The organism is Agrobacterium tumefaciens (assembly GCF_013318015.2).
GTDB lineage: Bacteria > Pseudomonadota > Alphaproteobacteria > Rhizobiales > Rhizobiaceae > Agrobacterium > Agrobacterium tumefaciens.
Window position 1 is genome coordinate 142,866 of sequence record NZ_CP115841.1, and the last position, 25,450, is coordinate 168,315.

The window sequence follows — 25,450 nt, forward strand, 5'->3', positions numbered from 1 at the left end:
CTCGTCACAGGGATCCCAGCAGCGCCGCGTCTGCGGCGCGCGAGAGTCTTCCAGCCCAAAGACTTGGGCTGACTGGGTTCCTGTGACAGGCACGGGAATGAGGGATCGGGAAGTCCGGCGAAACGAAATTCAGGGAAGAGGAATCCCAAGATGAGCACTTATACCAATTTCACCATCGATACGGACGCAGACGGCATTGCCCTTGTCACCTGGGATATGCCGGAAAAGTCAATGAATGTCTTCACTTCCGAGGTGATGGACGAACTGAACGCCATCGTTGACGCAACTGTCGCCGACGCTGGCGTAAAGGGTGTTGTCTTCACCTCCGGCAAGAGCACGTTTTCCGGCGGTGCCGATCTTTCGATGATCAAGTCGATGTTCTCCTTCTACAATGACGAGAAGGCGAAGGACCCGGATCAGGCAGCCGCCAAGCTGTTCGAACCGGTCGGCCGCATGACCGGCTTGTTCCGCAAGCTGGAGACCAACGGCAAGCCCTGGGTCTCAGCCATCAACGGCACCTGCATGGGCGGCGCTTTCGAGCTGTCGCTTGCCTGCCACGGTCGCGTCGCGTCGAATGCCAAGAGCCTCAAGATAGCCCTTCCTGAAGTCAAGGTCGGCATTTTCCCTGGTGCCGGCGGCACCCAGCGCGTGCCGCGCCTGACCGATGCGCAATCAGCATTGCAGATGATGACCACCGGTCAGTCGCTGACCGGCGCGCGCGCCAAGGCCATGGGGCTGGTTCATCAGGTGGTGGAGCCGGATCAGCTCATTTCCGCTGCCAAGCAAATGATCAAGGACGGCCTGAAGCCGGTTGCCCCCTGGGATGAAAAAGGCTTCAAGGCCCCCGGCGGCGGCATCTGGACGCCGGCCGCTGCCCAGCTCTGGCCGGCCGCTCCGGCGATCCTGCGCCGTGAAAGCGCCGGCAACTATCCGGCAGCACTTGCTATCCTGAAATGCGTCTATGAGGGTCTGCAATTGCCGTTCGATACGGCGTTGAAGGTGGAGCAGCGTTATTTCACCGAAATCCTTCGTTCGAAGGAAGCCTTCGGCATGATCCGCTCGCTGTTCGTTTCCATGCAGGAACTGGGCAAGGGCGCGCGCCGCCCGGCCGGTCAGCCGAAGACGGAGTTCAGAAAGGTCGGCGTCGTCGGCGCGGGCTTCATGGGCGCCGCCGTTGCTTATGTCACTGCCGCAGCCGGTATCCCCGTCACGCTGGTGGACCGCGATCAGGAAGCCGCCGACAAGGGCAAGGGCCATTGCGAGGAAAGCGTCAAGGCCGCCATTGGCAAGGGCAGGCTGACGCAGGATGAAGGCAAGGCCTTGCTCGACCTCGTTACCCCGACAGCGGATTACGCGGCGCTCTCCGACGCCGATCTCGTCATCGAGGCCGTCTTTGAAGACCGCGACGTGAAGAAGGCCGTCATCGAGGCCGTGGAAGCCGTGTTGCCGCAAGGCGCAATTTTCGCCTCCAACACCTCCACCTTGCCGATCACCGGGCTTGCGAAGAACTCCAAGCGCCCGGTGGATTTCATCGGCATCCACTTCTTCTCGCCGGTCGAGAAGATGATGCTGACGGAAGTCATCCTCGGCAAGGAAACGGGTGACAAGGCGCTGGCGGTCGCGCTGGATTATGTGGCCAAGATCAGGAAGACGCCGATTGTCGTCAACGATACGCGCGGCTTCTTCGTCAATCGCTGCGTGCTGCGTTACATGGCGGAAAGCTACGACATGCTGATCGAGGGTGTGCCGCCCGCCATGATCGAGAATGCCGCGAAATTCGCCGGCATGCCGGTCGGCCCGCTGGCGCTGAACGACGAAGTGGCAATCGATCTTTCCTACAAGATCCTGAAAGCAACCGTCGCCGATCTCGGTGAAAAGGCTGTCGATCCGCGCCATATGGAACTGGTGAAGAAGCTGGTGGAAGGCGAGGGCCGTTTGGGCCGCAAGAACGCCAAGGGCTTTTACGACTACCCGCCAAAGCCCGCCAAGAAGTCCCTCTGGCCCGGCCTGAAGGATCTCTATCCTCAGCAGAAGCCGGAGGATGTGGATATGGAAGTGCTGAAACAGCGCTTTCTGGTCACCGTGGCGCTGGAAGCCGCTCGCACCGTGGAAGAAGGCATCGTCACCGACCCGCGTGAGGCCGATGTCGGCTCCATCCTCGGTTTCGGCTTTGCGCCCTACACCGGCGGCGCCCTCTCCTATATCGACGGCATGGGCGTGAAGACCTTCGTGGCGCTGGCCGAGAAGCTGAGCGAGACCTATGGCCCACGCTTCAAGCCGACGCCGCTTCTGAAGGACATGGCGGCCAAGGGCGAGACCTTCTACGGTCGCTTCGATCCCTATGGCAGCACCGCGAAAGCGGCATAAGCCTTCAAGACACACAAATGAACAGGCCCTTCGGGGCCTGTTTTTTTATCGGCCTATCGTGCCGATACCGTCGCTTTATGTGCATCCTTTGCCCGGCTGGGGCGTTGAGAAGGCGTGAACGGGCGATGCGCGCCCGGTGCCGCAATTCAGGACACTTCAGGAGACTGCAATGAAGACATCGCTGCGATCCCATGGTTTCGACAAACCATCGGACCTTGACGACCACTTGGCTGAACTTGATGAAGAAGCTGCGGAGAAAGAGGCAGAAAAGCCCGCTGTCCGAGAGGCGCGTGCTTCCGCTACGGTGGACCAGTCGATACGCGCGGAACTGGACGAACTCCGCAAACAGTTGGAAAAGCTGCGCCGCGATGTGAAAAAGCTGGAATCCGCATCCCATCCGACCCGCCACAAACCCGCAGATCTCAGGCACGAGAAAGACCAAGAGAATTCGCGCCTGATGATGGTTGTGCGCTCCGTTGCCGTTACCTCGCTTGCCAGCCGCATCTTCGCGTCCTCACCCGTCATGGCGGCTCTGGTGGCTGTGGTGCCTTTTGCGCTTGGACTTGCCGCACGGCGCGGGGAAGGGGCATAATTGCCCCAAGCCGCCCAACCGCCGCTCGCCCGGATCAGCCGCGCCTGAACCCGCCACCTGACTGATGTTGATCAGGTCTGGCGGATTGCCGATAGTGCGTTTTCAGCCACGATATGGCCTTCACAGCGCACGTATTCAAGCCATCCACAGGCGCCGTGAAAAAACTGTCAAAAAACTTCGCTATGGCGCTTGCCATGTCCGAACAAGATGTTATAACCCCGCTCACTTTCGGGGCACCAAACAGCCCCGCCCGCCAAAAGCGGAGGTTCTTCAAGGACCTGAAGTGCCCGGATAGCTCAGTTGGTAGAGCAGCGGATTGAAAATCCGCGTGTCGGTGGTTCAAATCCGCCTCCGGGCACCATTCTAAGCCCTTATTGTGCTTATCTTTTTCCATAATTTAGCATCCGTTCATACATCCGGGTTTGACACTTTTTTCAAGACGGTTTGACAATTTTCGTTTTTCGTCTGTTCACTTCGGCCTCAAAATTCTTCACCGCGGCGATGGTGTTTTTCGACATGTCGGCACGGCGGGAATAGTGCTTTGCCATCGCTTCGGTCCGCTGGCCGAGAACGTTGGCGATGGTGCCGTAGTCCATGTTCATCTCTCTCAGGATCGTCGCGACGGTATGGCGCAGACCCTTCAGGGTAAGGCCAGGTTGAACGCTGCCAGCCTCTTCAAGCTTGAGGCGGATCGGCCGCCACGAGGCGCGAAAACCGGAGACGGTCCACGGCTTGCCGTGCATGTTGGCGCAAAGCGTGATTGCCGAGTGAAGCGGCGCAGCTGCGAGAGCATCTGCGACAGGCTTCAGGAGTGGCAAATAAACAGCCTCGCCGGTCTTCCCCCGCCGCGTGTCGATAACACCAGCCTGCACGGCCGTCCGGGGCAGGGCGAGAGCGTCTTGCGGATCGAGGCCGTAGAACATCATCAAAGTGACGGCGGGCAGCATGTGCGCCGGCAGGGCCGCAAGAACCGCGTCACGCTCGGCGTCCATCCATGGTCGATTCGCTTGAGGGGCGTTCTTCGGGCGCTTGATCGCCTTGATGCCCGCAGCGGGATTGTCTTTCACTTCGCCGCGCTCCTTCCCCCAGGCGAACAGTAGCGAAAGGACGGTCCGCACATAGGAGCCGAATTTCCGACCTTTGCTCTCTCCGGCCTTGTCTCGGATCTTGACGATCAGCGGCGGGGTGAAGCTCGTAAGCGGCGTGTCCTCGATGCTTTTCAGGTAGTCAAAGCACTTCTGGTAATCCGAGCGGGTTCGGTCGGAAATGTCTTTCTGAAATGCGGGGCTGGCCCGATATTTCTTGATCAGCGCGCCGAGTGTCCCGGCCCGCGTGTTATCGCTTTTTTGGTGAAGCTGGCTTATTCGGTAGCACTCGCCATAAAATTCCATCGTCCACAGCGGAAACTTGTCGAGATCGATGACGGAGCCTGTTTTCCGGTGGTAGCAGCGCCACTTGTGCGGCGGCTTCTTATCCTGAAAAATTTGAAAGCCTTTGGGGCGCTTACGGTCTGCCATTATCCGAGCTTTGCAATAATCGCATCGTCGCTCGATGCCTCGCCACCTTTCAGGGCGTCAAGGAATGCGTCGAGATCGTGCATGTCGTAGACCTTGGCCCCGGATGGCATTGCCACTGGCGTCACATGGCAATCGACGGGAAAACGCTTTGCTGAGAGGCCGCAATAGTCTGCGGCCTCCTTCAGCGTCAGCATGCGCCGAGGCGCAACCCGAATGTTGAGCGTTGCGCTTGCCATTTTACACCTCGATAGGAAAGTCGGAGCAGACAAGGGTATCTGCCAGTTTTCGCACAATTTGAGGAGAATTCAGGGTGAGAACTTCACCGACGGGCATGCAGTTGAGACACATTACCGCTTCATAATAGAAGCAGCCTTTCAGCGGCTCCCCTGTGGAGACGTTGCAATGCTCGAATCTCTCCAGATAATACTCCATTAGATATTCGCGCTCGCTGACCAGGTAGACCCCTGGGCCGTCATAGTCCTCAAAGCGTCGCTGGCCCCTGATGGAAAGGCGAAACGTGCCGTCTTCATGACGACGGAAATGATCGTCAACGCTGGTGACTTCGGGGTGCATCTGCTCAAGGATATCGCGCAACTGGGCCACGCATTCCTCAAGCTGGCTATCGAGGCTTCGAGGCAAGCGATCGGATTTTGGTGTCGGCGATGCCAGCGCGGCCGATGCGACAGCGCCGGCGCCAACCGAGGTGAGGAATGTGCGGCGGTGAACAAGTTTCATGCTGCACCTCCTACCGTCTCAAAATAGGAGAGCGCGGCATTCACCATCGGCTTTGCCAACGGGCTTTCAGGATCTTCCTGTAACTCTTCTCTCGCCAGTCGCAGCGCTGCAATCGCCTCATCCATGCTTTCTGCGGGCGTGTCCCATGCAAGCAAGACATCAAACCAAGGCCGCCACGTCGCAACGCAGCCTGCTTTTGTCTCTTCGACGGTTCGGTACTCCGTGCTGGCGAAGCGCTCGCAGTAGAAGCGGAAACGGTCGATGTTCGCGGCGAGAGACATACCGCGAAGAGCTGGGTTGCTTTCGCTAGCAGCCGACGCGGAGGCGTTCGCCTCGCGCATCAAACCATGAAAATCCGAAAGGGTGTTAGATAACTCGTCTGCCATTTCGTCGAGTTTCGAAAGCCGATCAACGACATCGCTCATGATGAAGTTGAGGATTCTTCGCTCGTGTGGGGGGAAGTAAATGTTGTCTCCCTTGCCATCATCTTTAAAAAGCCGGCTGTCATCCGCATGCCGACGTGCGATATCGGCGCTGAGAACCGCATTGGAGACATCTATAGCGAGATTATCCGCACGGTTGACAATTTCTAGCAGTCGCGCTCGAGAGTCGATTGCGCCAACAGCACTTGCGCCAGAGGCGCATTTCTGGTTTAAGTTCATTTGCATTGGATTGCTCCTTGTGGGTAAATCACAAAAAGCCGACGCTGGTTTACGAGGCCTGAGCGTCGGCTTTTTTCGTTTCTGTTTGCACGTATGCGCGGTTGAGTTGGAAAACAATCTCAGCGTTCATTGATCTGAAATTCTGATCAGCCTCTGCCTTGACACGATCTCGCATGCCATCCGGCAAGCGAAGCATGAACTTGTCACTTTCACGGCTCATGGAAATATTCCCGATTGATGGTGTCCTTAGGACGCATTGTTAATATGTCCTAAGGACACTATTGCAGTCAAGGAAAATATGATGTCATTAGGACTTCATGGCCGAAGATCAAAACCGAACCTTACAAGATAAGTTTATGTTGCGCTTCCCTGATGGCATGCGTGAACAGATCAAGATTGCAGCCGAACGCAACGGCCGATCTATGAATGCAGAAATCGTCACACGTCTGGAAAACTCTCTTGTCGGCAGCCAAAGCAATTCGTCTCTGGACGCGATTGCAACCGCGTTCGCAAACAGGATGATAGCGGCGACTCACCCCTTGTCGGAAAATGATCGTAATAAGTTTTACGACAGCTACGAGGAAGCAAAACAGACAGAAGCTCGAGCGATACGCCGATTCATGGATGTTGCATCCGAGTTGTTGGAAAAAATGCATATCAGTCGCAAAGAATCCTGAGTGTGGATAACCGTTTTACCGGAACCGACCCCTCACAGGGTTAGACGCAAACTGTCAGATGAAACAAACTGTCAGTCTTTCGCAGTTCTCAACAACGGTGCGCCATGACGGAAAGAGAATACGTTGCAAGTTTTCGCCAGCCTGAAAACTACGATCCGAAAGAAGCCAAGAAAAAGATGATAAATTTCGTCAGGGCGCTGGCGAGAGCAGATGCGAGGCGGGACGCTGCTGCAGAGCGAAGGGAGAGCGGGGATCGCGAGAGGGAAAACGAAATCCGAAAGTGAGTTGACTATTCCCGATCTGTTCCCTGATATCCTGCATAGGCAGAAAATCCAGGCAAGATTCTATTGATAACTTTCACGCCCTCGCGGGGCAACATCCTCATGTGCGATTTCGATATGGCAACGGTACCGCCCGAGATGCGCAAGCGTCGCCGCGTCGTCGTCCTTTCCCCAAAATCCTATAATAAGCGGCCGAGCATGGCCGTGCCGGGCAAATGCATCGTGGTTCCACTGTCAGCGACCGAACCCCGCACGCCTCAACCATCGCACGTCGCTATTCCTGACGATCGATACGCAAGCATCACGAAGCCGGTGTGGGCAATCTGTGAAATGGTGGCACACGTTTCCCATGCCAGACTCGATCGTGTGGCATCTGGCAAAAAATTCCTGTCCGAAAGCATCACGGCAGATGACCTAGAGAGCATAGAAAATGCCCTCAAACATGCACTGGGTTTTCCAGCCGAATGAAACAGCATGTAACATCATGCGACAGCATGGTTTCACATTGGACTTGAATTTTCTGCGTTCACAGACTATATCAAGGTCACTTCCCGAAAGGGGCTTGCGGGCCTGTCCAGCGTGAAAGCGCTGGCAGGCCTAAATCATTTTTAGCGGTAAGCTTACCAGCCGCCGCCCACCTGAATTGCTGATCTCTAGTAGAAAGGTTCGTCCGGTATCAGGCATTGACCATTCTAATATGAAAACAGAAAAAGCGGGAGCATGACACCCCCGCCGCGTTTCGGCATACAATTTGGTTGGACCGTCTTACGAAATCTCGCACGCCTTCATGAAGCTGGTAGCGGCCTTCGTCGATCCGCCAGGCGCGATATCGATCGAGTGTTTAGAATCGATGCTTTCGACGGACAGCCCTGCGAGGATCTTCTTTTTTGCGGACGCAATGGATTTGAGCAGGCTGACTTTCTGCGCATCATCTAACCTAGCTTTGAAACCGGCGTATTTGTCGTTGTGCTGATAGGCCTCGGCATCGAGCCGCAGCGCCTCGCCACTGTCGACCTTGATAACAAGAAGGCCTTTCAGGGATGTGTCAATGTCTTCCTTGAAGGGAAAAATGATCGAGATATTAACATTCCGGTCGGCGTCACAGTTGAGGTAGACCGATCCGGCTGGGCCGCTGGCACCAATCATTGTGGCAGTTTGTTTCCCGCTGAATACATCTTCTTCAGACTTCGTGAACCACTCCGCGAAGGCCGCGCTGGCCGACGCAATAATGCAGGCGGTGGCGGTGATGCTAATTTTTCGTAACGACATGTGAGCCCCAAAAGCTTGTTGTTCTATTAAGGATTGCACAGAATGATGAAATGAACGTTATCGGAGCGCATCGGAAGGCCGCTTTTGTTGCGTTGAAAAAAAGCACCGAAAGCACAGGTCGCTCAACCTCGTTTATATGGTCGCCGGACTGTTCAAGCCGCACATCGAGGAAAAAGGGCGCACATTATCGGCAGATAGGCCCGGACAAGATTTTCGTCAATCTCGCGAAGCTGACGATCAAGCTCATCGCCATTATTAAGGCTGAAACTCGATCATGCCTCCAGCCTGTGACAGCCAACGCCAAGCCTCGCCCCTTCGCGCTGATAAAAAACCGAGATCACCCTTCGCTCACCATGGCGTCAATTGCCTGTTCGAATTTGCGCTTGGTCGAGAAGAATGGCTATTTGGCGCCTTCCCGCTAAACAGCCAAGCGAAGCACACGCTGGCATTGCCGGAACGCGAAGGCGCAGTATATCTCCCTGCGGCCGGCAGAGACCAGCCGACACTCAGCAGTGGTTGACGGCCTTAATCCTGCCCAGTCGTCTGCCTTGAGGGGACTGTTCAACGCCCATGCGGGTCATATTTATTAGGGCGCTCCTGAAGGCCAAGCGATAGCGTCAAATACTGCCTTTGCGGCGGGCTGAGACTCGGAAGATGCTACGGCGGCCTTACTACCAAGCCGCACCGCCTCGATAATCGCGCCGATTTGCTGCCATTGGCTGTAGGCCTCCAGAACAACGGTCGCTACGCCACCGATGTCTGGGGCAGTAATGCCGACCTCTGCGGACAACAGAGGATAGTCGCCCGCGTCCGCAGCAAGATATCGCCGCGCTTCATCGGATTTCTGCATGTAAGTCATCGATTGACCGTGACCAGGCGTGATATGCCTGAGGCGTTCAGTTTCCGCCGCGTCGTCAATGGATTGCTTGAGAGCGTCCTTTAGGGCGTCAAGGCTCACATGTACGCGGGCGCCGGCATTATCAAAAACCCACTGCAATGCCGCGTCCGTCTCGTTGCCTTCTTCGTCTTTTGGCCACAGCGACGGGAGGTTATCGTTCTCGTTCCAAGCGAGAAAATCCTTGTCAGTCTTTTTGACCAACATGGATTTCTGAGAAGAGAAGAGGCGGCCATCCTCAGCCTGCCAGTACCAGTTTAATACATCATAGGTCATGAATATTGCGCTCCTGTTCCAGTAGCTCCTGCCGCATTTCCAGGGAAGAAGTTCGCTCCACCACCGCCGGTATTGATGACACCATTCAGGACGCCGCTATAGCGCACGCCTGTGGCAGAGCCAGTGACCGAAAAGCTGCCGTTGTTATTGATGATACCGAGAATCGCGACACGAGCAAAAGCGGTTGCGAAATTTGGAGTTCCTGAAACTGCGAGGGCTGCCGTCCCCTGAACTTTGCCACCATTATAGGCGTAGATCGCGCTGTCGGCGTTTCCTGAGATAATGCAGCCGCCATCAATAGCTATGTATCCAAGGTCGACACAGTACATATGCCTTCCGCTCGAGCCAGATGGAATACTCATCGTGCAATTCTTGAGGTACATGAGGCCATTGACGCACCGGATATTGTCAAGTGCAGTACCGGTGTTGCGTACTTCAACGCCATACACCCTCAGAATAGCCGAAGCGTTCATCCCGACTATAGCAGGAGCCGCAACCCCAGAAATTATGTAACTACCTTGTGACGCAAGGTCGCCAAGGATAGTCACATCTCCCGAAAACGACCCTAGAACCCCAGGCGCGGCGTAGGTACCAGGGTTGCCAAGTCGGATAGTAATAGTGGCAGATGAACCCGCACCCTTTATCCGGTTGAATGCCTCCGCAATCGTCGCCAACGCGCTACCTGCGTTATTTGCCTCACCGCTGTTGTTGTCATTTCCGTCAGTTCTGACCCAGATTGTTCTTGTGCCAATAATAGGAATTTCACTGTACGCCAGACCCGCGAGCATCCAGGCGGTCCCCGTGTAAACAAGAGACATCACAGCACCGGACGGCAAGTCTCCACGGCTTAGCGCACTACCTAACAAGGTGATGATAGGGACCGCGCCCAAACCGTTCACATTGAGAGTGGCGGCGCCTGAATTGTTGGCCGTGATCTTGATGCGCACAACCATACCGACGACCAGCGATGGAGGTTCTGGCGACAAGGAGACAGAAAGGTTATTAGCAGTACCGGCGGCCACAGCGAAACTTGGTTTTCCGCCTTGTATCGCGAGATCCACTGCGGTTGACAGCTGAAGCTCGTCGTCAGGAAAGAGTCCCGACTTCGTGATGAGATTAACCAGTTCGCGTTGAGGATTCTCGATTGCGGCGGCCGGAACAGCCGAGCCGCGAACCGCGCCAGGCACATTTTTGTCAACATAAGAGGCGTTCGGGTCAACAGCTCCGTAAGGGGGATGGTACTTCATATCTAGCCATTTCCTCGTTGGTTTGGTCCCTGCAATGTGCAGCGTGCACATTAGGAATAGTTTCTCGTAGCTTTAGTTTAGGCTTTAGGCTTTAGTTTTAGCCGCAGACTAGGGCGACGGAGGGGTCGTCCCGACGCCACCCCCTGCACGTGACCGGGAAGGAGAACCTAGTCAGGTGAGACGCAAACGGACCAGAAGCGGCGGGCGAACGCAAATCGGCAGGACGTTCGACTCTGTGTGGATTTCCCGGCCCTTGTCATGCGGCAGATCGTCCGTCGAAACGAAAATCTTGGCATCTGGAGCGGGCTTGCGGTTCGCGCCGCTCAGTGTATCGGGCGGAGCCACATAGCGCTTGAAGTACGGCGTGCCGAGCGGCAACAGGATGGCTTCGTCGTCAGGAACGGCCTTTTTGCTGATCAGTGTGCCGTTCGCCTGCCGGACCTTATATTCCTCGTCGATCCGCTCAAGCGTGACGCCGGCGAAGCTGAAGCGGTCCTGAATGTCATCGCGGCCGGGATTGGGCGTCGCGCCGGGATAGGCCCGCAGTTCCGACAGAACATTCGGATGCTTCACATAGTTGTCGAAGAAGTTTTTGCCGGCCAGCGCAATGACGCCTGTGGATGCCGTGCCGCGCAGTTCCTTGCGGATGATGCCCTTCGCCTCGCGGTTCTTATCCGAAACGGCGGTGTTGACGTCATCGAGATTGAAATCCACCACGTTTTCCGTGAGGTCGAATTTGTCATAGAGGTTCAGCAGCACCTTGCCTTCACCGTCCATGACGAGGCCGTTCAGCGCGCCCCAGTCGAGATAGCTGTGGGTCAGGTCGTGCTTGCCGCGCATAGCCGTCAGACGGTCGTTATAGACGTCTTCCAGCGACGCCATTACGTGGCCGTCCCAGACCGTCAGGTTCTGGATATCGGAAGGCGTGATGGCGTCATCGAGCGGGAAATGCGGAATGTTGAACTGAACGCCGCTGCGGTCGCTGCGCATGTTGAGATTGCTCTCACCGCCGCGCTCACGGGCCGGGATGACGGTCAGTTCGTCTTCCTCGATGCCGAGGCGGACATAGGTGGTGTGGATCGGCGTATCGGTGAAGATACTCAGCTGCGCGGCGCGACCCGTGGTGTAGGGCGCGACGTTGATTGCTTCCGTCAGATTGTCGTCTGCGAATTCGGGAGCGTTAAGATAATCGAGTACGGTGGACATATGGGGTTACACTCCCATGCGAGGGACAATGCCAAGCGCCTTAAGCTGCGCGATGGCGGCGGATTTCTGGGTGTCGGTAATACCGGCCGGCCAAACCAGTGCCTGCAGAACGACCTGTGCGCGTCGCTTGAGGTTGACAACCGACTGATCGGCGCTTGTGGCGTCGGAGTACTGCAGGATGACGGCGGCGGCGGTCTGGGTGCCGTCGCTGGCGGCAGGCGCAAGCGGCTTGAATTTGCCGGATGCCGTCACCTGCCCGAGAACCGTCCCGACGATGACGGCGCCGGAGCCGGATGCCAGCGTATCGGTATCGCGGGAAAAGCGGTTCTTGCCTTCATCCTTGACGATATCGCTGTCGGTTTTGATGCTGTAATGTTCCATGGCGGACGATCCTTACTTGATGCCGTTGCGGCGTTTCATGTTGGCGACAAGGCCGCTGGTTTTCGGGTCGCCACCGCCGCGATAGTCCGGACGAGCGAGATGGGCGGCCGGCGAAACATAACCATCCGGCAAAGCCGCAGCGCGGCGGCGATCATGTTCTGTAAGACCCATGTCCGCCATCCGACGCTGCTCATACGTCAATGCTTCTTTGGAGGCTTCCTTGCCAGCCAGCGCCAGCATCTTCGCAGCTTCTTCCGGCTCCATGTCGGTTTCGTAGGCGAGGTGTTCGGCAAGAGCGGTACGGCCTTCGGCCTCAGCATGCATCATGATGGCCTTGATACGCGCAGCGGCTTCGGCCCGTGCCGTCGCGGCGGGTGTGTTCGTCATCGTCTTTTCCTTCGGTGGGACTGGGGGTGTGGTTTCAGCTTTCCAGTTCTTCGCCGCAGCAAGATCGACAAGCTTTTTCGGCGCATGCTGAAACAGGGAATAATCGAAGGCGGCAACCATCATGCCACGACCGGGGCCAGAAACCTTGTCGGCAAATCCTGCCGCCACGGCCTGATCCGGTTCGAACCACGTTTCCGCCTTCATCAGGTTGCGGCAGGCTGTGACGGATTTTTTCGACTTGGCGGCATAGACGCCGGCGTAAACGTTGGACATCGCCTCAAGCGCGCTGAGCGCCCGCTTGTGATCGTCGGAGTTGCCATCCGTGAACTGCATGACATCGTGGATCATCATCACCGCCGAGTTCGTCATGGTGACGGTCTTGCCCGCCATGGCGATCAGGGAACCGGCAGAGGCCGCAATCCCCTCGATGACAATATCGACGCCGTTCGGCAGGGCCGCCAGCGCCGAGTAGATCGCAGCGCCGTCAATCGCATCGCCGCCAGCCGAGTTGACGTGGACCGTCAGTTTTTTGCTGCGGTCGGTCTGATCAAGCGCTGCCATCACGTCTTCGAAGGTGAAACAGTCGCTGGTGAACCATGTGTAGTCACCAACCATGCCGTTGAGGTAGAGCTTGCCATTGGAAACGAACGCGCTCATTCGAGGCTCTCCTTGCTGGCGAGAACCGCGAGAGGATCCGCGTCAAAGCGGCGAAGAATATCGAGGCCCAAATCTTCGAGATGACGGATAATCGCCTCTTCTGACAGTTCCAAAGCCAGCGCTTCCGCTGTCTTTGCCTCGATTTGGCTTTTGCGGTCGGCCTCGGTCAGTCCCTCGATATCGCCATAGTTGGCTGTAAGCAGCTTCAGCATTTCGCCGCGCACCATCTGCGACAGGATACCCATCATGAAATCCAGCGCCTCGGCAGGCTGAGGAGCGCGGTAAGACGGGAACATGAACCGCCGAACGAAGAGTTTCAGGGTTTCTTCCTTGTGCAGATCGGCAAGCCAGGTATCCACACGATCGCTCGCGATGGACAATGCCACCGGCGCACGCTCTAGCTCCCCGATGGCGGCACGGGTGAGAACAACCTTGAGGCGGATATCTTCCAGACCTTCGAACAGGTCAGCGCCGGCGCGCTTGGACTTGGAAACGGATTTCTTGGCGTCAGCGGTCAACGCGATGCCTCCTGCTGGTTCGAAAGGAAGTCGGCGCAGTTTTTCGCGAGCCGTGAACAACACACGTAACGCTCGCGGGCGATTTCGGCCTGATAGTTCGCTTCTTCGATTTTTTTATCGAGGCGCTTCTGATCAGCCTTCAGCGCAACGAGACGTTTTGCGAGGTTTTCGCCCGGCGCGCGGTCAATCTGACGCTGGATGTTCTGGATGTCCCGGCGCAGCGTGGCGGCCCGGTCCATCTTGGCACTAACCTCATCCTGCGCCGCCTGCATCGCGGATTTCTCGCGATGGCTGATCGTCTGAAGGGCATCCAGTCGGCCCGGATCGATTGTCGGTTGCTGCATCGAAAACTCCTGTGATGCAGCGATGATCCCGCCGAGTCGTGGTTTTTCAAATGGGGTCTTGAAAAACCACGGCGAGAATTTTGCGAAGATGGTCCGGGCCGGGAACGCGGGAGCGCATCTGGAGCAACTGCCAGAACGTGCGATGCGGTTCTGAGGATGGGGCTTGCTGACGTTCGCGCTCTCGCTGCCAACGGGTTTTTTCGTACCGGCAAAACTCCGCGTACATCTGCCGGCCGACTGTTGCGACCGGCTGCCCAGGCCAATGGCTCCGGGCAAGCGATTGCAACAGGGTGTCTCGTTCGGCTTTTACGACCGCCTTGTGAGCCGTAACCCCGCCATGGCTCTTAAGGCCCAGTGCGAAATCCAGCGAGGCAGGGCAGCCACGCTCTAGATCGGAAAGATAAACTTTGAGGCCAGGACAAACACGGGATTTCGCATCTGGTGGTACCGGTGTTCCATGTTCGAGGAATTCGAAAACTGCCCGTAGCGCCGCCACCTGATCGGCTACAGAAAAGCACTCGGCGTTCTCTTCTTCAGTCCACGCGTTAACATCAACCATGGGCGTTAACTCCACCGTTAACCGCGTTAACTGCGTTAACCCAAATTTTGGGGCTGTTTGACTGCCGACTTCGCGGGGTCGTCCCGGCCCGCACTGGGAAAGAAACAGGTACGGTCCCTACACCCAGGGGGGTGGGTTTACGGCACGCCACCGATACCGTCAGCCGAATTGACAGTATTTGGCTCCAACCTCTCCAATTTCTACCTTCCAACCCCGTTGGAAAAGCAACATTCACTAAAAAAGCAATGCTTCTGAGGCTGTTTTGGACAGGTAGGACAGAGATTAAAAATAAACGGACATGAAGAAGGACAGAAACAGGTCTATATTCTTCAATGAAATCAAAGGAAGGACAGTAAGGACAGCAATTTCCGGGTTTTATATGACGCGAGGAAGAAGAGGTGGAGATTGCTAACTCTAGAGTTATCACTAGCGCATGTTCGCGCATCACGGAAAACCCGGAAATTGCTGTCCTTCCTGTCCAGCGCAAATAAGATATTGGAAAATATGGCGATTCTGGATTGTTATAGGAACGGCTTCGTGTCCGTCTCGAATAGCTTGCTGTCCTAGCTGTCCAAACACCCCCGCAACTCGCCACATAGCGAAAGACAGACATGCAGCGTCTTGCATAATCGTATAAGCAAAGGGTCCGGGTTTCAACCATTAGACCCGCCTTCATCACAAAGACGGATGCCGATGTACATTGAGCCGTTGCTTCGTCGCCGCTTCGCGCCGCACCTGATCGCCACCTTGCCGAACGCGTGCAGACCTAATTGTGTGCCGTCTCGACCGGCCATCCAGCGCTCGTATCGCCTATGAAGCTCTGTTGCTGACATTTGCCACCGAGGGTCCGGGATCGTGCACTCTTTGAGGAACACAGATACCATCTCGGCTGCTTCGGAAGTCGGCAGTGTGCGGGGTGGCGGCGGCGTTGGCATAGGCAAGCCCATTTCGTGCCAAAGCGCTCGCGCGACCTTTTGCCCATGGATGTCTAGCGCGAGCCGCACGAGATCAATCTTGAAGCTGTCAGCGTCGAATTGTGTAGGGAATGGCCTCCCCATCTCGTCGCCTGTCTCTTGAGGCGAAGCACCATCTGATACAGATGGCCGATTTGTATTCCCCCGGACCCCACGCGCAGCGTCACAAACGCCAGCTTCAGTGAACATGTCCAGCGTGTCCACCGAAGGTTTGGAAGGAAAAAGGGTCACTCTATCGTTTTCGGGGAGCTCCTGAAGGTTTGACAAATCCTCGCTAAGTGCTTGACTTCCGATGTCGGGTTTGACAGTTTTTTTCCGGTAAGCTCTTGTTTTCGGCTTTTCACGCGGGGATTGAAAATCCGCGTGTCGGTGGTTCAAATCCGCCTCCGGGCACCATTATTCTTAATTTCATTTTTTCCTGAATTGAATGCGTGTTGCCTCCCCCGCGCTGGCGAGATCAGATTGCTTCCGTTGTCATCAGTTTTTTAGCGCGGACGATGTAACTCGATGCGTTACGTCTGCCTACTTGTCCAACAATCGGAAAGCCGCCCGCAAGTGGATCATCGGATAAGACCCGTCGCAGGAGAGTTTCCTTGACCTTCAGGAAGGTAATTCACGCAAAACTTGTCTGAGTCCGCGGTGCTACAGATGCTCCCGGTTATCCGTATTCTGCTCCGCCCGGTCCCGATAAAGTGCGGCACGCCCCAGCAGCATCAGCGACACTGGCGTCGTCACCGTCACGAAGATGCCGATGAAGATCTCGTGGAAGGCGAAACGGTCGCCGGAGACGGAGAAATAGATGATGGAGGCCATGACGATGCCGCCGGTGCCCCAGCTGGTGCCGAGCGTCGGTGCGTGCAGGCGCTCGTAGAAGCTGTTGAGCTTGGCAAAGCCGATGGTGCCGATCAGCGTCAGCGAGGCGCCCAGAAGGACGAAGAACGCCACCAGAATGGCGGCCCAGAGCGGAAATTCTGCGGCATTGTTCATTCAATCACCTCGCCACGCATCATGAATTTGGAAAGGGCAACGGTGGAGACGAAGCCGAGGATCGCAATGAGCAGCGAGGCCTCGAAATAGATGTCGTTGCCGGTGCGCAGGCCGAAGGTCAAGAGAAGCAGCATGGCGTTGACATAGAGCGTGTCGACGCCGAGCACCCGGTCCTGGGCGCGTGGGCCGATGGCGATGCGGTAAACGGAAATCGTCATGGCAATGGCGAGCATCAGCTGCGCGAGCGAAAAGGACCAGAAAAGGATAATCGAACTCATTCGAATATCTCCATCAAAAGTTTTTCATATCGGTTCTTGATGAGGCTTATCCAGGCCGCCTCATCCTCATCGTCGAGAACATGAAGCAGAAGCGTGCCTTGGCTGGAATTATATTCGAGCCAGGCGCTTCCCGGTGTCGAGGTGAGGATTGTCGCCAGAACGGCCAATCCCATCGGATCGCGAATATCGAGCGGCACCGCGAGGAAACCGGATTTGCGATCTCTCTCGCGCTGGAACAGAATGATCTTCACGACGGAAATATTGGACAGGACGATGTCGTAAAGCACGATCGCGATCAGCTTGACGAGCTTGTGCCAGTTGCGGATGCGCGGTTTTGCCGGCCGGAGCGACGCCATAGCCCAGGAGGCGATGAGGGCCACACCGGTGCCTAGCAGCAGATGTCCGGCTGAAAAGCTGTTGATCGTCATCCAGAAGATGATCAGCGAAACCGTCAGCAGCGGGTAGGGCAGGACACGGCTTATCATGGCTGCGCCTCCGGATTGGTTCCCGCTCTTGGGGCGGAAATGACGCCCTGAATGTAGCTGGCCGGCAGATCGAGAATACGCGCCGTCTCCTGCATGTAGCGCATCACCGGCCCCGCCTGCACGGTCATGGCGAGTGTCAGTCCCAGCAGCAGCATGATGGGCGCTATTTCGATGACGAGAACACGCGGCACTGTGCCTTCGAGGGAGGCCCAGAAGGTGCGGATGCCCGCGCGGGTCATCGAGATCAGCGAGGCGAAACCTGCAAAGACAATCAGGAAGACCAGCCACCAGGAAAGGGTGGAGACGCTGTCATTGGCCCCCAGCCCTGAAGGGTTGAGAATGGCGGTCAGCATGGAGAATTTGGCGATGAAGCCCGAGAGCGGCGGCAGACCGGCGAGGAGAATGCCGCAGGCTGCAAAACACGCCCCGAGCACCGCCATGGTGCCGGGCATGGTCACGCCGACTTCCTCTTCCTCTTCCTCCTCTTCGCCCTCGCCATAGGCTTCCATGGTTACGGCAAGAACGTTCGCGCCGGCATCCTGCCCGCGTTCCACCAGTTCGATCAGCATGAAGAAAGCGCTGATGGTGAGTGTGGAACTGACGAGATAATAGAGCGCGCCGGCTGCAACCGTGGGATTGCCGGTGCCCATGGCCGCGAGAAGCGTTCCCGAGGACACCAGAACCGAAAACCCGGCCAGCCGCCCAAGCGCCTGCGAGGCGAGTACGCCGATTGCGCCGAAGATGATGGTGGCGATCCCGCCGACAAGCAGGGCATCATGGCCAAAACCGGCCGATTCCCCGGCCGTCTGCCCGAAAAGCAGGAAGGACAGGCGGGCAATGACATAGATGCCGACCTTGCTCATGATAGCAAACAGCCCGCCGACAGGTGCTGAAGCCGAGCCATAGGCGGAAGGCAGCCAGAAATTCAGCGGCCACATGCCAGCCTTGACCAGGAACGCGATGCCGAGAACCGCAGCGCCGGTTTCAAGCAGCATGCGCTGGTCCGGGTTGAGGCCGTCGATGCGGTGGGCAAGGTCACCCATGTTCAGCGTGCCGGTGACGCCATAAATGAGGCTAACGCCGATCAGGAAGAACAATGCGGCGACGAGGTTGATGGCGATGTAATGCAGCCCCGCCTTGACGCGCTGCTGACCGGAGCCATGCAACAGCAAACCATAGGATGCCGCGAGCATAACCTCGAAGAAAACGAAGAGGTTGAAGAGGTCACCGGTCAGGAAAGCGCCGTTGACGCCCATCAGCATCATCTGGAACAGCGAATGGAAATGCGCGCCTGCCTTATGCCATTTCGCCAGCGAATAGATCAGCGAGGGAATGGCAAGCAGTGCCGTCAAAAGCACCATCAGCCCGGAGAGGCGATCGGCAACGAGCACGATGCCGAAGGGCGCCGGCCAGTTGCCGAGCAGATAGACCCCGCTCGAAACCACCGCCGCGATCTCGGTATTGACCGTCGAGTTCACCTCGCGAAACAGCAGGATGGCGACAACAAGCAATATCACGGTCGAGGCAAGGCTGATGGCGGCCTTCGCCACGCGCTGGCGCTCGTCGAAGAACAACAGGAGGGCTGCGGTGATCAGCGGCACCAGAATGGGCGCGATGACGATGTGGAAGGGGAACGACATCATTTCGATTCCCTCCCGTCCACATGGTCGGTGCCGGTAAGCCCACGGGCGGCCAAAAGCACGACGAGGAACAGCGCAGTCGTCGCAAAGCCGATGACGATTGCCGTCAACACCAGCGCCTGCGGCACGGGGTCGGCAAGCGTGGAACTGTCGACGCCGTTTACCAGCACCGGCGGCGCATTGGTCTTGATGCCGCCGACGCCGAAGATGAACAGGTTGACGGCATAGGACAGCAGGGAAAGCCCGACGATGACCTGATAAGTGCGCGGGCGCAGGATCAGCCAGACGCCGGAGCCAGTCATGATGCCGATGCCGATTGAAAGAATGAGTTCCATTACACGTCCTCCGCTTTTGCGGCTTCAGGCGTGCGAACGCGGTAGTTACGCAACGATTGGTGTGCCAGTGCTATAAGAATAAGAACGGTGGAGCCGACGACCAGCGAGAAGACGCCGAGGTCGAACAGCAAGGCGGATGCTGTCGGCATTTTGCCGATATAGGGTATCTCCGTGTACTGGAAATAAGAGGTCAGGAACGGATAGCCGAAGTACCATGACCCCATGCCGGTTGCCGCCGCCATCAGAAGGCCGAAGCCCATCCAGCGCAGCGGCAGGATGCGGATGCGATCCTCCGCCCAGCGCGCGCCGCCGGCGAGATATTGCAGCAGGAACGCGATTGCCATGGTGATGCCGGCCGCAAAGCCGCCGCCGGGCAGATCGTGGCCGCGTATGAACAGGAAGATCGAAAAGGTGACGATAACCGGGAACATCCATTGCATGACGATGGACGGTACATAGAGATAATCGCGCACCGTATCGCCCTTGCTGCGGTCGGGCCGCTCCGCATCGAAGGCGTTTTGCATCTGCTGCTGTTCCGGCACCCCGATGCTTTCATGCGCAGGGCGGAAACGGCGAAGCAGCGCAAAGACCGTCAGCGCCACGATCGCCAGCACCGCGATTTCGCCGAACGTGTCGAAGCCGCGGAAATCGACGAGGATGACGTTGACGACATTGGTGCCGCCGCCTTCCGAATAAGCGCGCTCGAGGAAATAGGTCGCGATGGCGTTCGGCACGGGCAGGGTCATGACCGCATAGGCGATGACGGACATGCCAATGCCGCTTGCTGCGGCCAGCAGGAAGTCACGGGCGCGGCGAAGCTGCGCCGGCAATTCATCGCTGCTGTCCACCTTCTCGAAGCGTTTCGGCAGCCATCTGAGACCGAGCAGGATCAGAACGGTGGTCACGATTTCGACCAGCAACTGGGTGATCGCGAGATCGGGTGCAGAAAGCCAGACGAATGTGAGGCAGGTGACAAGGCCGGAGACGCCGAGCATGATGAGTGCGGCGAGACGATGATATTTCGCCTGCCAGGCGGCACCCAGCGCGGCGATCATGCCGATCAGCCACAGAATGGCAAAGATCGGATCGAAGGACGTCACGCGCGGCAGCGACAATGAAAATTCCGAGAGGAAAAGCGGCGAGAAACCGGCAAGAATCGCCACGAGGATCAGAAGCCTCAGCTGCGGCTGCAGGCGCCGGGTGCCGAGCGTGCTTTCCAGCCACCGCGCCCACTTCCAGGACACGGTGACGAGAATGCGCTCGAAGATGCGCTGTCCCCGAAGATGCCGGAAGATCGGCGGGCCGTCGTCGCAGCGGGAGAAATAGCCGCCGAGCAGGGCATAGATGGCAACGCCGCCGCCGAGTGCCGCAATACTCATGATGAGCGGCAGGTTGAAACCGTGCCAGATCGACAGGCTGTAGACGGGCGTTTGCGGACCGAGAACGGAAAGCACGGCCGAATGCAGGAACGGGCCGATCGACAGGCTTGGAACGATGCCGACGATCAGGCAGGCGAAAACCAGGAACTCGATCGGGAAACGCATCCAGCGCGGCGGCTCATGCGGATTGGGGTTCGGCAGGTCAACCGGCTTGGGGCCGAAGAAGACCGTGTGAATGAAGCGTAGCGAGTAGGCGACGGCGAAGGCGCCTGACAACGTCGCGACGTATGGCAAAGCCCGGTCGAGTAGCGAGTCTGCGTGGGTTTCGACGGCCTCGGCAAAGAACATTTCCTTGGAGAGGAAGCCGTTGAACAGGGGTACGCCGGCCATTGCAGCGCTCGCCGCCATGGCGAGCGTCGCGGTTGCCGGCATATAGGTGTAAAGCCCGCTCAGCCGCCGCATGTCGCGCGTGCCGGTTTCATGGTCGATGATGCCGGCCGCCATGAACAGCGATGCCTTGAAGGTGGCGTGGTTGACCATGTGGAAGATCGCTGCAACCGCCGCAAGCGGGCTGCCCAGGCTCAAAAGCGTGGTGATGAGCCCCAGATGGCTGATGGTCGAATAGGCGAGCAAGCCTTTCAGGTCCTGCTGGAACATGGCGAAATAGGCGCCGAGCAGCAGGGTGATGACGCCTGCAGCACCCACCAGCCAGAACCATTCCGGCGTGCCTGCCAGCACCGGCCAGAACCGCGCCAGCAGGAAAACCCCGGCCTTCACCATGGTGGCCGAGTGCAGATAGGCGGAAACGGGCGTGGGCGCCGCCATGGCATTGGGCAGCCAGAAATGAAACGGAAACTGTGCGCTTTTCGTCAGCGCGCCGCCAAGGATGAGAATAAGTGCGGGCAGATAAAGGGAATGGGCGCGGATATCGGCACCGGCCGCGATGATCTTGTCCAGATCGTAGCTTCCCGCCATGTGGCCGAGGATCAGAAGCCCGGCGAGCAGGCTGAAGCCGCCGATGCCGGTCACGGTCAGCGCCATGCGGGCGCCATCGCGCGCGCCGGCGTTCTGGTGCCAGTAGCCGATCAGCAGGAACGAGAAGATGCTGGTCATTTCCCAGAAGATCGACAGCAAAATGACGTTGCCGGACAGCACTATGCCGAGCATCGAGCCCATGAAGGCGAGCAGAAAGGCGAAAAACCGTGGAATAGGGTCCTGGGCAGACATGTAATATCGGGCGTAGAGAACCACGAGCAGGCCGATGCCGGTAATGAGGATCGCGAAAATCCAGGCGAAGCCATCCAGCCGCAGGGTAAAATTAAGCCCCAGCTGCGGCAGCCATTCCACATCGTATTTCAGCACGCCACCGCCACTGACATTTGGATAAAGAAGGATGCTGCCGACCAGGCCGAAGAGGGCTACGGCGCTAGCTACGTAGGCCGCGCTTGCGGCCGCGCCTTCGCGCGGCATGAAGGCCGTTATGAGAGCGCCGACGAACGGCAATGCGATAATAAATGGTAGAACGGTTGCAAGTGTCATATGCGGCGGCGGTTTTCTCTCTGGAATTGGAGCCTACGGCGGGTTTCCGACGACTCCGATCCCTCAAGGTTCGCAAGGAACCGAATGATGAGGACCGCCGGAATGACTAAGAGATAATATGCGGAGGTGCTCTTGGAACCACGTTCGCAAAGTCTCGGAAAGTTTGTGGCGCGATGGCAACAGGCGTGACGGCCGGTTTGGCGTCAGCCACGATCCGCAGGATGGTCGAGGGAAAACCGACGGGGCGAAGCCCCGGAGCACCGTTGTGAGCCTTGCAGCCGTGATCGTCGCCGGTGGTGCAGTCCTTATCGCGAAGCGAGGGGGAGTGGCTTAGGTCAGCCGTCTGCAATCGTTCCAGACGGCTGATCTTTGAGATTGCCTTGATGCCGGATGGCGCCTGAAAGCCGATGATGACGAGCAGGCTCGCAACCACAAGACCGATCAACACTTGCGGATGGCGCCTTGAACAGCGGCATTTCTCCATCCGTAACAAGTTGGCGTCTCCTTGATCGTAAAGGTCTCTCTAAAGCATCACCGCTGAGCGAATATCCCGTTGATTTGTTTTAGGGGAAGGCGGACACGCTTGTCCAGCGCACAGGCTGGAAAAACCGCCCGTCGCGTCCGATTCCTTTTCGTTTTTGCCCGTTTGCGGCAAAGTAGGGGCGACAATGGCTAAAAGCTTTTACAAATTTTACCGTTTGACGCCGGTGCTGATGTTTCTTAACTTTCAAGCAAGGAATTAACCATAAAGATTGATGGTATTTCCACGGCGGAATGGGGTTATCTCCCCTTCCAGGCATGACGCCGCACTGCCGTACCGGGCCCGATCCGGTATTTCGTTTCTTGGTTCAAGAAGGTCAGGCAAGCGTCGATGCCGCATCGTCCGCGATGGGTATGTTCGTTCAAAAATCCCCCTTAAGGGTGCTGGCGTTCTGAACCTTGCCATTTGGCCGGGTTTTACCGGCCGTCATATTATTGGGGTCGTCGGTTGGGGCAGGACTTGCCATCAGAACAAGCGCGGAGATCGGCAGGCGCAAGCCTGGCGGGGCGGTTGCGCTTTGCCGGCCTCGACGAGACGCAATCCGATTTCCTGCGCAATTATCGCAGCATGCTGGAGCCTTACGTTAAGGCCGGCCTGCGCGATGTGATGAACCGTTTCCAGTCTATGCCGGACTGTTCGCCGTCTTTCGAAAGCGAAAACCAGCTCGACCGCCTGCACGATTTGCAATCCTCGCACTGGAGCGTGCTGACCGATGCGCGTTTCGATGGGCTTTATGCCGAGCGGGTGAAAGTGCTTTCCGACAATGCCGGTCGCATGGGTCTCGATCCGCGCTGGCAGATCGCCAGCCATGCCGTCGTTCTGGAACATCTGCTGGGCGGTCTGGTGACTGAGCACGCGCCGCGCTCCATCCTGCCCGGCAACCGGAAAAAGAGCCGCGAACTGGCGGAAGCCGTCAAGAACGTCGTCCGTCTGGTGATGGTCGATACCGAGATTGCCGTATCGTTGCGCTTCAATGAATTGCGCCTGCGCCATGGTCGGGAACTGGCAGAACAGCGTGACAATGACCGCTCTGAAGCCGCAAGGTTGCTGGGCGAAGCGTTGACGGCATTTGCCGCAGGCGATTTGCAGGCCCGCATCGGCGGCGACGTGCCCGACGCCTACCGCGACGTTGCTGCCACTTTCAATGCGGCACTCGAGACGATTGGCGCGTCACTGACATCGGCGCAAAACAGCATCGGTGAAGCCGAGGCGCTGAGCGCGCGGTTTGCCGACATTGGCCGTTCCATGGCGGAGCGCTCCCGCCAGCAGGCCGCAGCCCTTGCCGACACCTCCCGTGCGATCCAGACGATGATCGGGGATGTGGCCGAAAACGGCGCCCGCATTTCGGCGGCGGAGACGGCGGTTTCCCATGCCCGTGAGGCGGCGGTCGAAAGCGGCAAGGCAATCGGCGAGGCGATAAACGCCATGTCGGATATCGAGCAATCCGCCGAGCAGATCGGACGGATCATCGGCACGATTGACGAGATCGCTTTCCAGACGAACCTTCTCGCCCTCAACGCCGGCATCGAGGCAGCACGCGCCGGTGACAGCGGACGCGGTTTTGCCGTTGTCGCGCAGGAGGTCCGGGCATTGGCCCAGCGTTCCGCAGACGCTGCAAGAGAGATCAAAAGCCTCGTTGGCTCCACGAAAAAGCAGGTCGAAGGCGGCGTGCACATGGTCAACCGCACGCAGGACGCAATCGGCGGTGTTGTCCGGCAGGTATCCGGCATCAACGACATGATCACTGAGGTCTCCCGGCACGCGGCAGAGCACGCCGGCGAATTGCAATCAGTCGCTGCCGACATCGGTGAACAGCAAAGACAGGCTGACCGGAACCTTGCCGATATGGGCAATGGCTCCTCGGAGGCCGATACGCTTCACACTGTCATTCTGGAACTCGGCCGCACCATTCGCGAATTCCGCATTGCCCGTCAGGGACACGCGGCAGCTGTCGCCGCTACGGCTCGGCAGGACACATCATTTGTGGCCCGTGCGGATAACCGCACGGATTACGGCCAGGATTACCAACAATTCAGACGCCAAGGAGTCATGTAATGGCAGCCAGAAAAGCAGCTGAGGCGACGCTGAAACTGTCACCGGTGCTGGATCTCAACGAGGCATCGGCGCTGCACGGCAAGCTGATGACGCTGAGAGGAGCACCTTTGTCGGTGGATGCGTCCGAGGTGGAACGTATCGGTGCGCTTTGCGCCCAGGTCCTGATGGCCGGTGCGAAGTCCTGGGAAGAGGACGGCAAGCCGTTCGGTTTTGCCAGAGTGTCCGATGCATTCGACAAGACCATGAAACTGATAGGCGTCGAAATCGATCATTTGCTCCTGAAGGAGATCAAGAAGTGAAGAAAAAAGTTCTTACCGTGGATGATTCCAGAACGATCAGGAACATGCTCCTGGTCACGCTCAACAATGCCGGTTTCGAGACAATTCAGGCCGAAGACGGCATTGAGGGTCTCGAAGTGCTGGAGCAGAGCAACCCCGACGTTATCGTGACCGATATCAACATGCCCCGTCTTGACGGTTTCGGCTTCATCGAGGGTGTGCGTCGCAACGAGAAGTACCGGGCCATACCGATCCTCGTTCTGACGACCGAAAGCGACGCAGAGAAGAAGAACCGCGCCCGTCAGGCCGGTGCGACCGGCTGGATCGTCAAGCCGTTCGATCCTGCGAAGCTCATCGATGCCATTGAACGCGTAACTGCCTGATACGGG

General features: G+C 57.7%; 30 protein-coding genes and 1 tRNA gene. 9 read left to right on the top strand and 22 right to left on the bottom strand.

Annotation, left to right across the window (positions count from 1 at the left end):
• The first annotated feature begins 150 nt into the window (after positions 1 to 150).
• The 3 genes from G6L97_RS00675 (at position 151) to G6L97_RS00685 (ending at position 3,320) form a co-directional block, all read left to right on the top strand.
• Positions 151 to 2,367 carry a 3-hydroxyacyl-CoA dehydrogenase NAD-binding domain-containing protein gene (locus G6L97_RS00675; RefSeq protein WP_174002595.1) on the top strand — a complete coding sequence of 739 codons (2,217 nt, stop codon included), beginning with the start codon at positions 151 to 153 and terminating at the stop codon, positions 2,365 to 2,367.
• Positions 2,368 to 2,536: 169 nt separating this feature from the next.
• A complete protein-coding gene (locus G6L97_RS00680; protein WP_111782825.1) occupies positions 2,537 to 2,959 on the top strand; it encodes a hypothetical protein in 423 nt (140 codons plus the stop codon).
• A gap of 285 nt (positions 2,960 to 3,244) precedes the next feature.
• Positions 3,245 to 3,320 (top strand) — tRNA-Phe (locus G6L97_RS00685).
• 73 nt (positions 3,321 to 3,393) lie between these two features.
• Here the strand turns inward: G6L97_RS00685 and G6L97_RS00690 are convergent.
• From G6L97_RS00690 to G6L97_RS00710, 5 genes are read right to left on the bottom strand one after another with little or no spacing between them, the layout of a single operon-like run.
• Positions 3,394 to 4,476, bottom strand: a complete 1,083-nt coding sequence (locus G6L97_RS00690; RefSeq protein ID WP_174002597.1) for a tyrosine-type recombinase/integrase — start codon at positions 4,474 to 4,476, stop codon at positions 3,394 to 3,396.
• Positions 4,476 to 4,712 (bottom strand): helix-turn-helix transcriptional regulator, encoded by a 237-nt coding sequence (locus G6L97_RS00695; protein WP_236773607.1) that lies wholly within the window; start codon positions 4,710 to 4,712, stop codon positions 4,476 to 4,478. Before G6L97_RS00695 ends, G6L97_RS00690 begins: the two co-directional genes overlap by 1 nt.
• A gap of 1 nt (position 4,713) precedes the next feature.
• The gene (locus G6L97_RS00700) at positions 4,714 to 5,211 is read right to left on the bottom strand and encodes a hypothetical protein (protein ID WP_174002599.1); all 498 of its coding nucleotides are present in this window, start codon (positions 5,209 to 5,211) and stop codon (positions 4,714 to 4,716) included.
• Positions 5,208 to 5,879, bottom strand: a complete 672-nt coding sequence (locus G6L97_RS00705) for a hypothetical protein (protein WP_174002601.1) — start codon at positions 5,877 to 5,879, stop codon at positions 5,208 to 5,210. The genes G6L97_RS00700 and G6L97_RS00705 overlap by 4 nt, the downstream gene beginning before the upstream one ends.
• 43 nt (positions 5,880 to 5,922) lie before the next feature.
• Positions 5,923 to 6,093 (bottom strand): Arc family DNA-binding protein, encoded by a 171-nt coding sequence (locus G6L97_RS00710; RefSeq protein WP_174002603.1) that lies wholly within the window; start codon positions 6,091 to 6,093, stop codon positions 5,923 to 5,925.
• 97 nt (positions 6,094 to 6,190) lie between these two features.
• On the opposite strand from G6L97_RS00710, the gene G6L97_RS00715 reads away from it, so the two are divergent.
• On the top strand, positions 6,191 to 6,550 hold the full coding sequence (locus G6L97_RS00715) for an Arc family DNA-binding protein (RefSeq protein WP_174002605.1): 360 nt from the start codon (positions 6,191 to 6,193) through the stop codon (positions 6,548 to 6,550).
• Positions 6,551 to 6,933: 383 nt separating this feature from the next.
• A complete protein-coding gene (locus tag G6L97_RS00720; RefSeq protein WP_174002607.1) occupies positions 6,934 to 7,299 on the top strand; it encodes a type II toxin-antitoxin system PemK/MazF family toxin in 366 nt (121 codons plus the stop codon).
• A 297-nt stretch (positions 7,300 to 7,596) separates the two neighbouring features.
• Here G6L97_RS00720 and G6L97_RS00725 read toward each other — a convergent pair whose 3' ends face one another.
• Positions 7,597 to 8,100: a hypothetical protein gene (locus G6L97_RS00725; protein ID WP_174002609.1), complete on the bottom strand. Its 504-nt coding sequence runs from the start codon at positions 8,098 to 8,100 to the stop codon at positions 7,597 to 7,599.
• Positions 8,101 to 8,150: 50 nt separating this feature from the next.
• On the opposite strand from G6L97_RS00725, the gene G6L97_RS00730 reads away from it, so the two are divergent.
• The gene (locus tag G6L97_RS00730; RefSeq protein ID WP_174002611.1) at positions 8,151 to 8,522 is read left to right on the top strand and encodes a hypothetical protein; all 372 of its coding nucleotides are present in this window, start codon (positions 8,151 to 8,153) and stop codon (positions 8,520 to 8,522) included.
• A 164-nt stretch (positions 8,523 to 8,686) separates the two neighbouring features.
• On the opposite strand, the gene G6L97_RS00735 is transcribed toward G6L97_RS00730, so the two are convergent.
• The 16 genes from G6L97_RS00735 to G6L97_RS00810 form a co-directional block, all read right to left on the bottom strand.
• Positions 8,687 to 9,271 (bottom strand): hypothetical protein, encoded by a 585-nt coding sequence (locus tag G6L97_RS00735; RefSeq protein ID WP_174002613.1) that lies wholly within the window; start codon positions 9,269 to 9,271, stop codon positions 8,687 to 8,689.
• Positions 9,268 to 10,518 carry a hypothetical protein gene (locus G6L97_RS00740; protein ID WP_174002615.1) on the bottom strand — a complete coding sequence of 417 codons (1,251 nt, stop codon included), beginning with the start codon at positions 10,516 to 10,518 and terminating at the stop codon, positions 9,268 to 9,270. Before G6L97_RS00740 ends, G6L97_RS00735 begins: the two co-directional genes overlap by 4 nt.
• 171 nt (positions 10,519 to 10,689) lie before the next feature.
• Entirely contained in the window at positions 10,690 to 11,724 is a 1,035-nt protein-coding gene (locus tag G6L97_RS00745) for a major capsid protein (RefSeq protein WP_174002617.1), read from the bottom strand.
• Positions 11,725 to 11,730: 6 nt separating this feature from the next.
• Entirely contained in the window at positions 11,731 to 12,105 is a 375-nt protein-coding gene (locus G6L97_RS00750; RefSeq protein WP_174002618.1) for a head decoration protein, read from the bottom strand.
• Between the two features lie 12 nt (positions 12,106 to 12,117).
• Positions 12,118 to 13,149, bottom strand: a complete 1,032-nt coding sequence (locus G6L97_RS00755; RefSeq protein ID WP_174002620.1) for a head maturation protease, ClpP-related — start codon at positions 13,147 to 13,149, stop codon at positions 12,118 to 12,120.
• Positions 13,146 to 13,667: a hypothetical protein gene (locus tag G6L97_RS00760; RefSeq protein WP_174002622.1), complete on the bottom strand. Its 522-nt coding sequence runs from the start codon at positions 13,665 to 13,667 to the stop codon at positions 13,146 to 13,148. Before G6L97_RS00760 ends, G6L97_RS00755 begins: the two co-directional genes overlap by 4 nt.
• The gene (locus tag G6L97_RS00765; RefSeq protein ID WP_174002624.1) at positions 13,664 to 14,011 is read right to left on the bottom strand and encodes a hypothetical protein; all 348 of its coding nucleotides are present in this window, start codon (positions 14,009 to 14,011) and stop codon (positions 13,664 to 13,666) included. The genes G6L97_RS00760 and G6L97_RS00765 overlap by 4 nt, the downstream gene beginning before the upstream one ends.
• Positions 14,012 to 14,057: 46 nt before the next feature.
• A complete protein-coding gene (locus G6L97_RS00770; protein ID WP_174002626.1) occupies positions 14,058 to 14,570 on the bottom strand; it encodes a hypothetical protein in 513 nt (170 codons plus the stop codon).
• Positions 14,571 to 15,223: 653 nt separating this feature from the next.
• Entirely contained in the window at positions 15,224 to 15,922 is a 699-nt protein-coding gene (locus G6L97_RS00775; RefSeq protein WP_174002628.1) for a hypothetical protein, read from the bottom strand.
• 264 nt (positions 15,923 to 16,186) lie between these two features.
• Complete coding sequence (gene mnhG, locus G6L97_RS00780; protein WP_003514988.1) at positions 16,187 to 16,531, bottom strand: monovalent cation/H(+) antiporter subunit G; 345 nt, start codon at positions 16,529 to 16,531, stop codon at positions 16,187 to 16,189.
• Complete coding sequence (locus tag G6L97_RS00785) at positions 16,528 to 16,809, bottom strand: K+/H+ antiporter subunit F (protein WP_003514989.1); 282 nt, start codon at positions 16,807 to 16,809, stop codon at positions 16,528 to 16,530. Before G6L97_RS00785 ends, mnhG begins: the two co-directional genes overlap by 4 nt.
• Complete coding sequence (locus tag G6L97_RS00790; RefSeq protein WP_003514990.1) at positions 16,806 to 17,294, bottom strand: Na+/H+ antiporter subunit E; 489 nt, start codon at positions 17,292 to 17,294, stop codon at positions 16,806 to 16,808. The genes G6L97_RS00785 and G6L97_RS00790 overlap by 4 nt, the downstream gene beginning before the upstream one ends.
• Positions 17,291 to 18,937: a monovalent cation/H+ antiporter subunit D gene (locus G6L97_RS00795; protein ID WP_003514992.1), complete on the bottom strand. Its 1,647-nt coding sequence runs from the start codon at positions 18,935 to 18,937 to the stop codon at positions 17,291 to 17,293. Before G6L97_RS00795 ends, G6L97_RS00790 begins: the two co-directional genes overlap by 4 nt.
• The gene (locus G6L97_RS00800) at positions 18,934 to 19,269 is read right to left on the bottom strand and encodes a Na+/H+ antiporter subunit C (protein WP_003514993.1); all 336 of its coding nucleotides are present in this window, start codon (positions 19,267 to 19,269) and stop codon (positions 18,934 to 18,936) included. The genes G6L97_RS00795 and G6L97_RS00800 overlap by 4 nt, the downstream gene beginning before the upstream one ends.
• A complete protein-coding gene (locus tag G6L97_RS00805) occupies positions 19,269 to 22,187 on the bottom strand; it encodes a monovalent cation/H+ antiporter subunit A (RefSeq protein WP_065658358.1) in 2,919 nt (972 codons plus the stop codon). Before G6L97_RS00805 ends, G6L97_RS00800 begins: the two co-directional genes overlap by 1 nt.
• Positions 22,188 to 22,293: 106 nt before the next feature.
• On the bottom strand, positions 22,294 to 22,671 hold the full coding sequence (locus tag G6L97_RS00810) for a hypothetical protein (RefSeq protein WP_065703800.1): 378 nt from the start codon (positions 22,669 to 22,671) through the stop codon (positions 22,294 to 22,296).
• 504 nt (positions 22,672 to 23,175) lie between these two features.
• Between G6L97_RS00810 and G6L97_RS00815 the strand changes: the two genes are divergently transcribed.
• From G6L97_RS00815 to cheY1, 3 genes are read left to right on the top strand one after another with little or no spacing between them, the layout of a single operon-like run.
• Positions 23,176 to 24,783: a globin-coupled sensor protein gene (locus tag G6L97_RS00815; protein WP_111782823.1), complete on the top strand. Its 1,608-nt coding sequence runs from the start codon at positions 23,176 to 23,178 to the stop codon at positions 24,781 to 24,783.
• Positions 24,783 to 25,082, top strand: coding sequence for an STAS domain-containing protein (locus G6L97_RS00820; RefSeq protein ID WP_013635450.1), 300 nt, complete (start codon positions 24,783 to 24,785; stop codon positions 25,080 to 25,082). Before G6L97_RS00815 ends, G6L97_RS00820 begins: the two co-directional genes overlap by 1 nt.
• Positions 25,079 to 25,444, top strand: a complete 366-nt coding sequence (cheY1, locus tag G6L97_RS00825; RefSeq protein WP_003493773.1) for a chemotaxis response regulator CheY1 — start codon at positions 25,079 to 25,081, stop codon at positions 25,442 to 25,444. Before G6L97_RS00820 ends, cheY1 begins: the two co-directional genes overlap by 4 nt.
• Positions 25,445 to 25,450 lie beyond the last annotated feature (6 nt).

Bases quoted from the DNA above. Each gene is read 5' to 3' on its own strand.
- G6L97_RS00675 (WP_174002595.1), top strand. From the start codon at position 151: ATGAGCACTTATACCAATTTCACCATCGATACGGACGCAGACGGCATT.
- G6L97_RS00680 (WP_111782825.1), top strand. From the start codon at position 2,537: ATGAAGACATCGCTGCGATCCCATGGTTTCGACAAACCATCGGACCTT.
- G6L97_RS00690 (WP_174002597.1), bottom strand. From the start codon at position 4,476: ATGGCAGACCGTAAGCGCCCCAAAGGCTTTCAAATTTTTCAGGATAAG.
- G6L97_RS00695 (WP_236773607.1), bottom strand. From the start codon at position 4,712: ATGGCAAGCGCAACGCTCAACATTCGGGTTGCGCCTCGGCGCATGCTG.
- G6L97_RS00700 (WP_174002599.1), bottom strand. From the start codon at position 5,211: ATGAAACTTGTTCACCGCCGCACATTCCTCACCTCGGTTGGCGCCGGC.
- G6L97_RS00705 (WP_174002601.1), bottom strand. From the start codon at position 5,879: ATGCAAATGAACTTAAACCAGAAATGCGCCTCTGGCGCAAGTGCTGTT.
- G6L97_RS00710 (WP_174002603.1), bottom strand. From the start codon at position 6,093: ATGAGCCGTGAAAGTGACAAGTTCATGCTTCGCTTGCCGGATGGCATG.
- G6L97_RS00715 (WP_174002605.1), top strand. From the start codon at position 6,191: ATGGCCGAAGATCAAAACCGAACCTTACAAGATAAGTTTATGTTGCGC.
- G6L97_RS00720 (WP_174002607.1), top strand. From the start codon at position 6,934: ATGTGCGATTTCGATATGGCAACGGTACCGCCCGAGATGCGCAAGCGT.
- G6L97_RS00725 (WP_174002609.1), bottom strand. From the start codon at position 8,100: ATGTCGTTACGAAAAATTAGCATCACCGCCACCGCCTGCATTATTGCG.
- G6L97_RS00730 (WP_174002611.1), top strand. From the start codon at position 8,151: ATGAACGTTATCGGAGCGCATCGGAAGGCCGCTTTTGTTGCGTTGAAA.
- G6L97_RS00735 (WP_174002613.1), bottom strand. From the start codon at position 9,271: ATGACCTATGATGTATTAAACTGGTACTGGCAGGCTGAGGATGGCCGC.
- G6L97_RS00740 (WP_174002615.1), bottom strand. From the start codon at position 10,518: ATGAAGTACCATCCCCCTTACGGAGCTGTTGACCCGAACGCCTCTTAT.
- G6L97_RS00745 (WP_174002617.1), bottom strand. From the start codon at position 11,724: ATGTCCACCGTACTCGATTATCTTAACGCTCCCGAATTCGCAGACGAC.
- G6L97_RS00750 (WP_174002618.1), bottom strand. From the start codon at position 12,105: ATGGAACATTACAGCATCAAAACCGACAGCGATATCGTCAAGGATGAA.
- G6L97_RS00755 (WP_174002620.1), bottom strand. From the start codon at position 13,149: ATGAGCGCGTTCGTTTCCAATGGCAAGCTCTACCTCAACGGCATGGTT.
- G6L97_RS00765 (WP_174002624.1), bottom strand. From the start codon at position 14,011: ATGCAGCAACCGACAATCGATCCGGGCCGACTGGATGCCCTTCAGACG.
- G6L97_RS00770 (WP_174002626.1), bottom strand. From the start codon at position 14,570: ATGGTTGATGTTAACGCGTGGACTGAAGAAGAGAACGCCGAGTGCTTT.
- mnhG (WP_003514988.1), bottom strand. From the start codon at position 16,531: ATGAACAATGCCGCAGAATTTCCGCTCTGGGCCGCCATTCTGGTGGCG.
- G6L97_RS00785 (WP_003514989.1), bottom strand. From the start codon at position 16,809: ATGAGTTCGATTATCCTTTTCTGGTCCTTTTCGCTCGCGCAGCTGATG.
- G6L97_RS00790 (WP_003514990.1), bottom strand. From the start codon at position 17,294: ATGATAAGCCGTGTCCTGCCCTACCCGCTGCTGACGGTTTCGCTGATC.
- G6L97_RS00795 (WP_003514992.1), bottom strand. From the start codon at position 18,937: ATGATGTCGTTCCCCTTCCACATCGTCATCGCGCCCATTCTGGTGCCG.
- G6L97_RS00800 (WP_003514993.1), bottom strand. From the start codon at position 19,269: ATGGAACTCATTCTTTCAATCGGCATCGGCATCATGACTGGCTCCGGC.
- G6L97_RS00805 (WP_065658358.1), bottom strand. From the start codon at position 22,187: ATGACACTTGCAACCGTTCTACCATTTATTATCGCATTGCCGTTCGTC.
- G6L97_RS00810 (WP_065703800.1), bottom strand. From the start codon at position 22,671: ATGGAGAAATGCCGCTGTTCAAGGCGCCATCCGCAAGTGTTGATCGGT.
- G6L97_RS00820 (WP_013635450.1), top strand. From the start codon at position 24,783: ATGGCAGCCAGAAAAGCAGCTGAGGCGACGCTGAAACTGTCACCGGTG.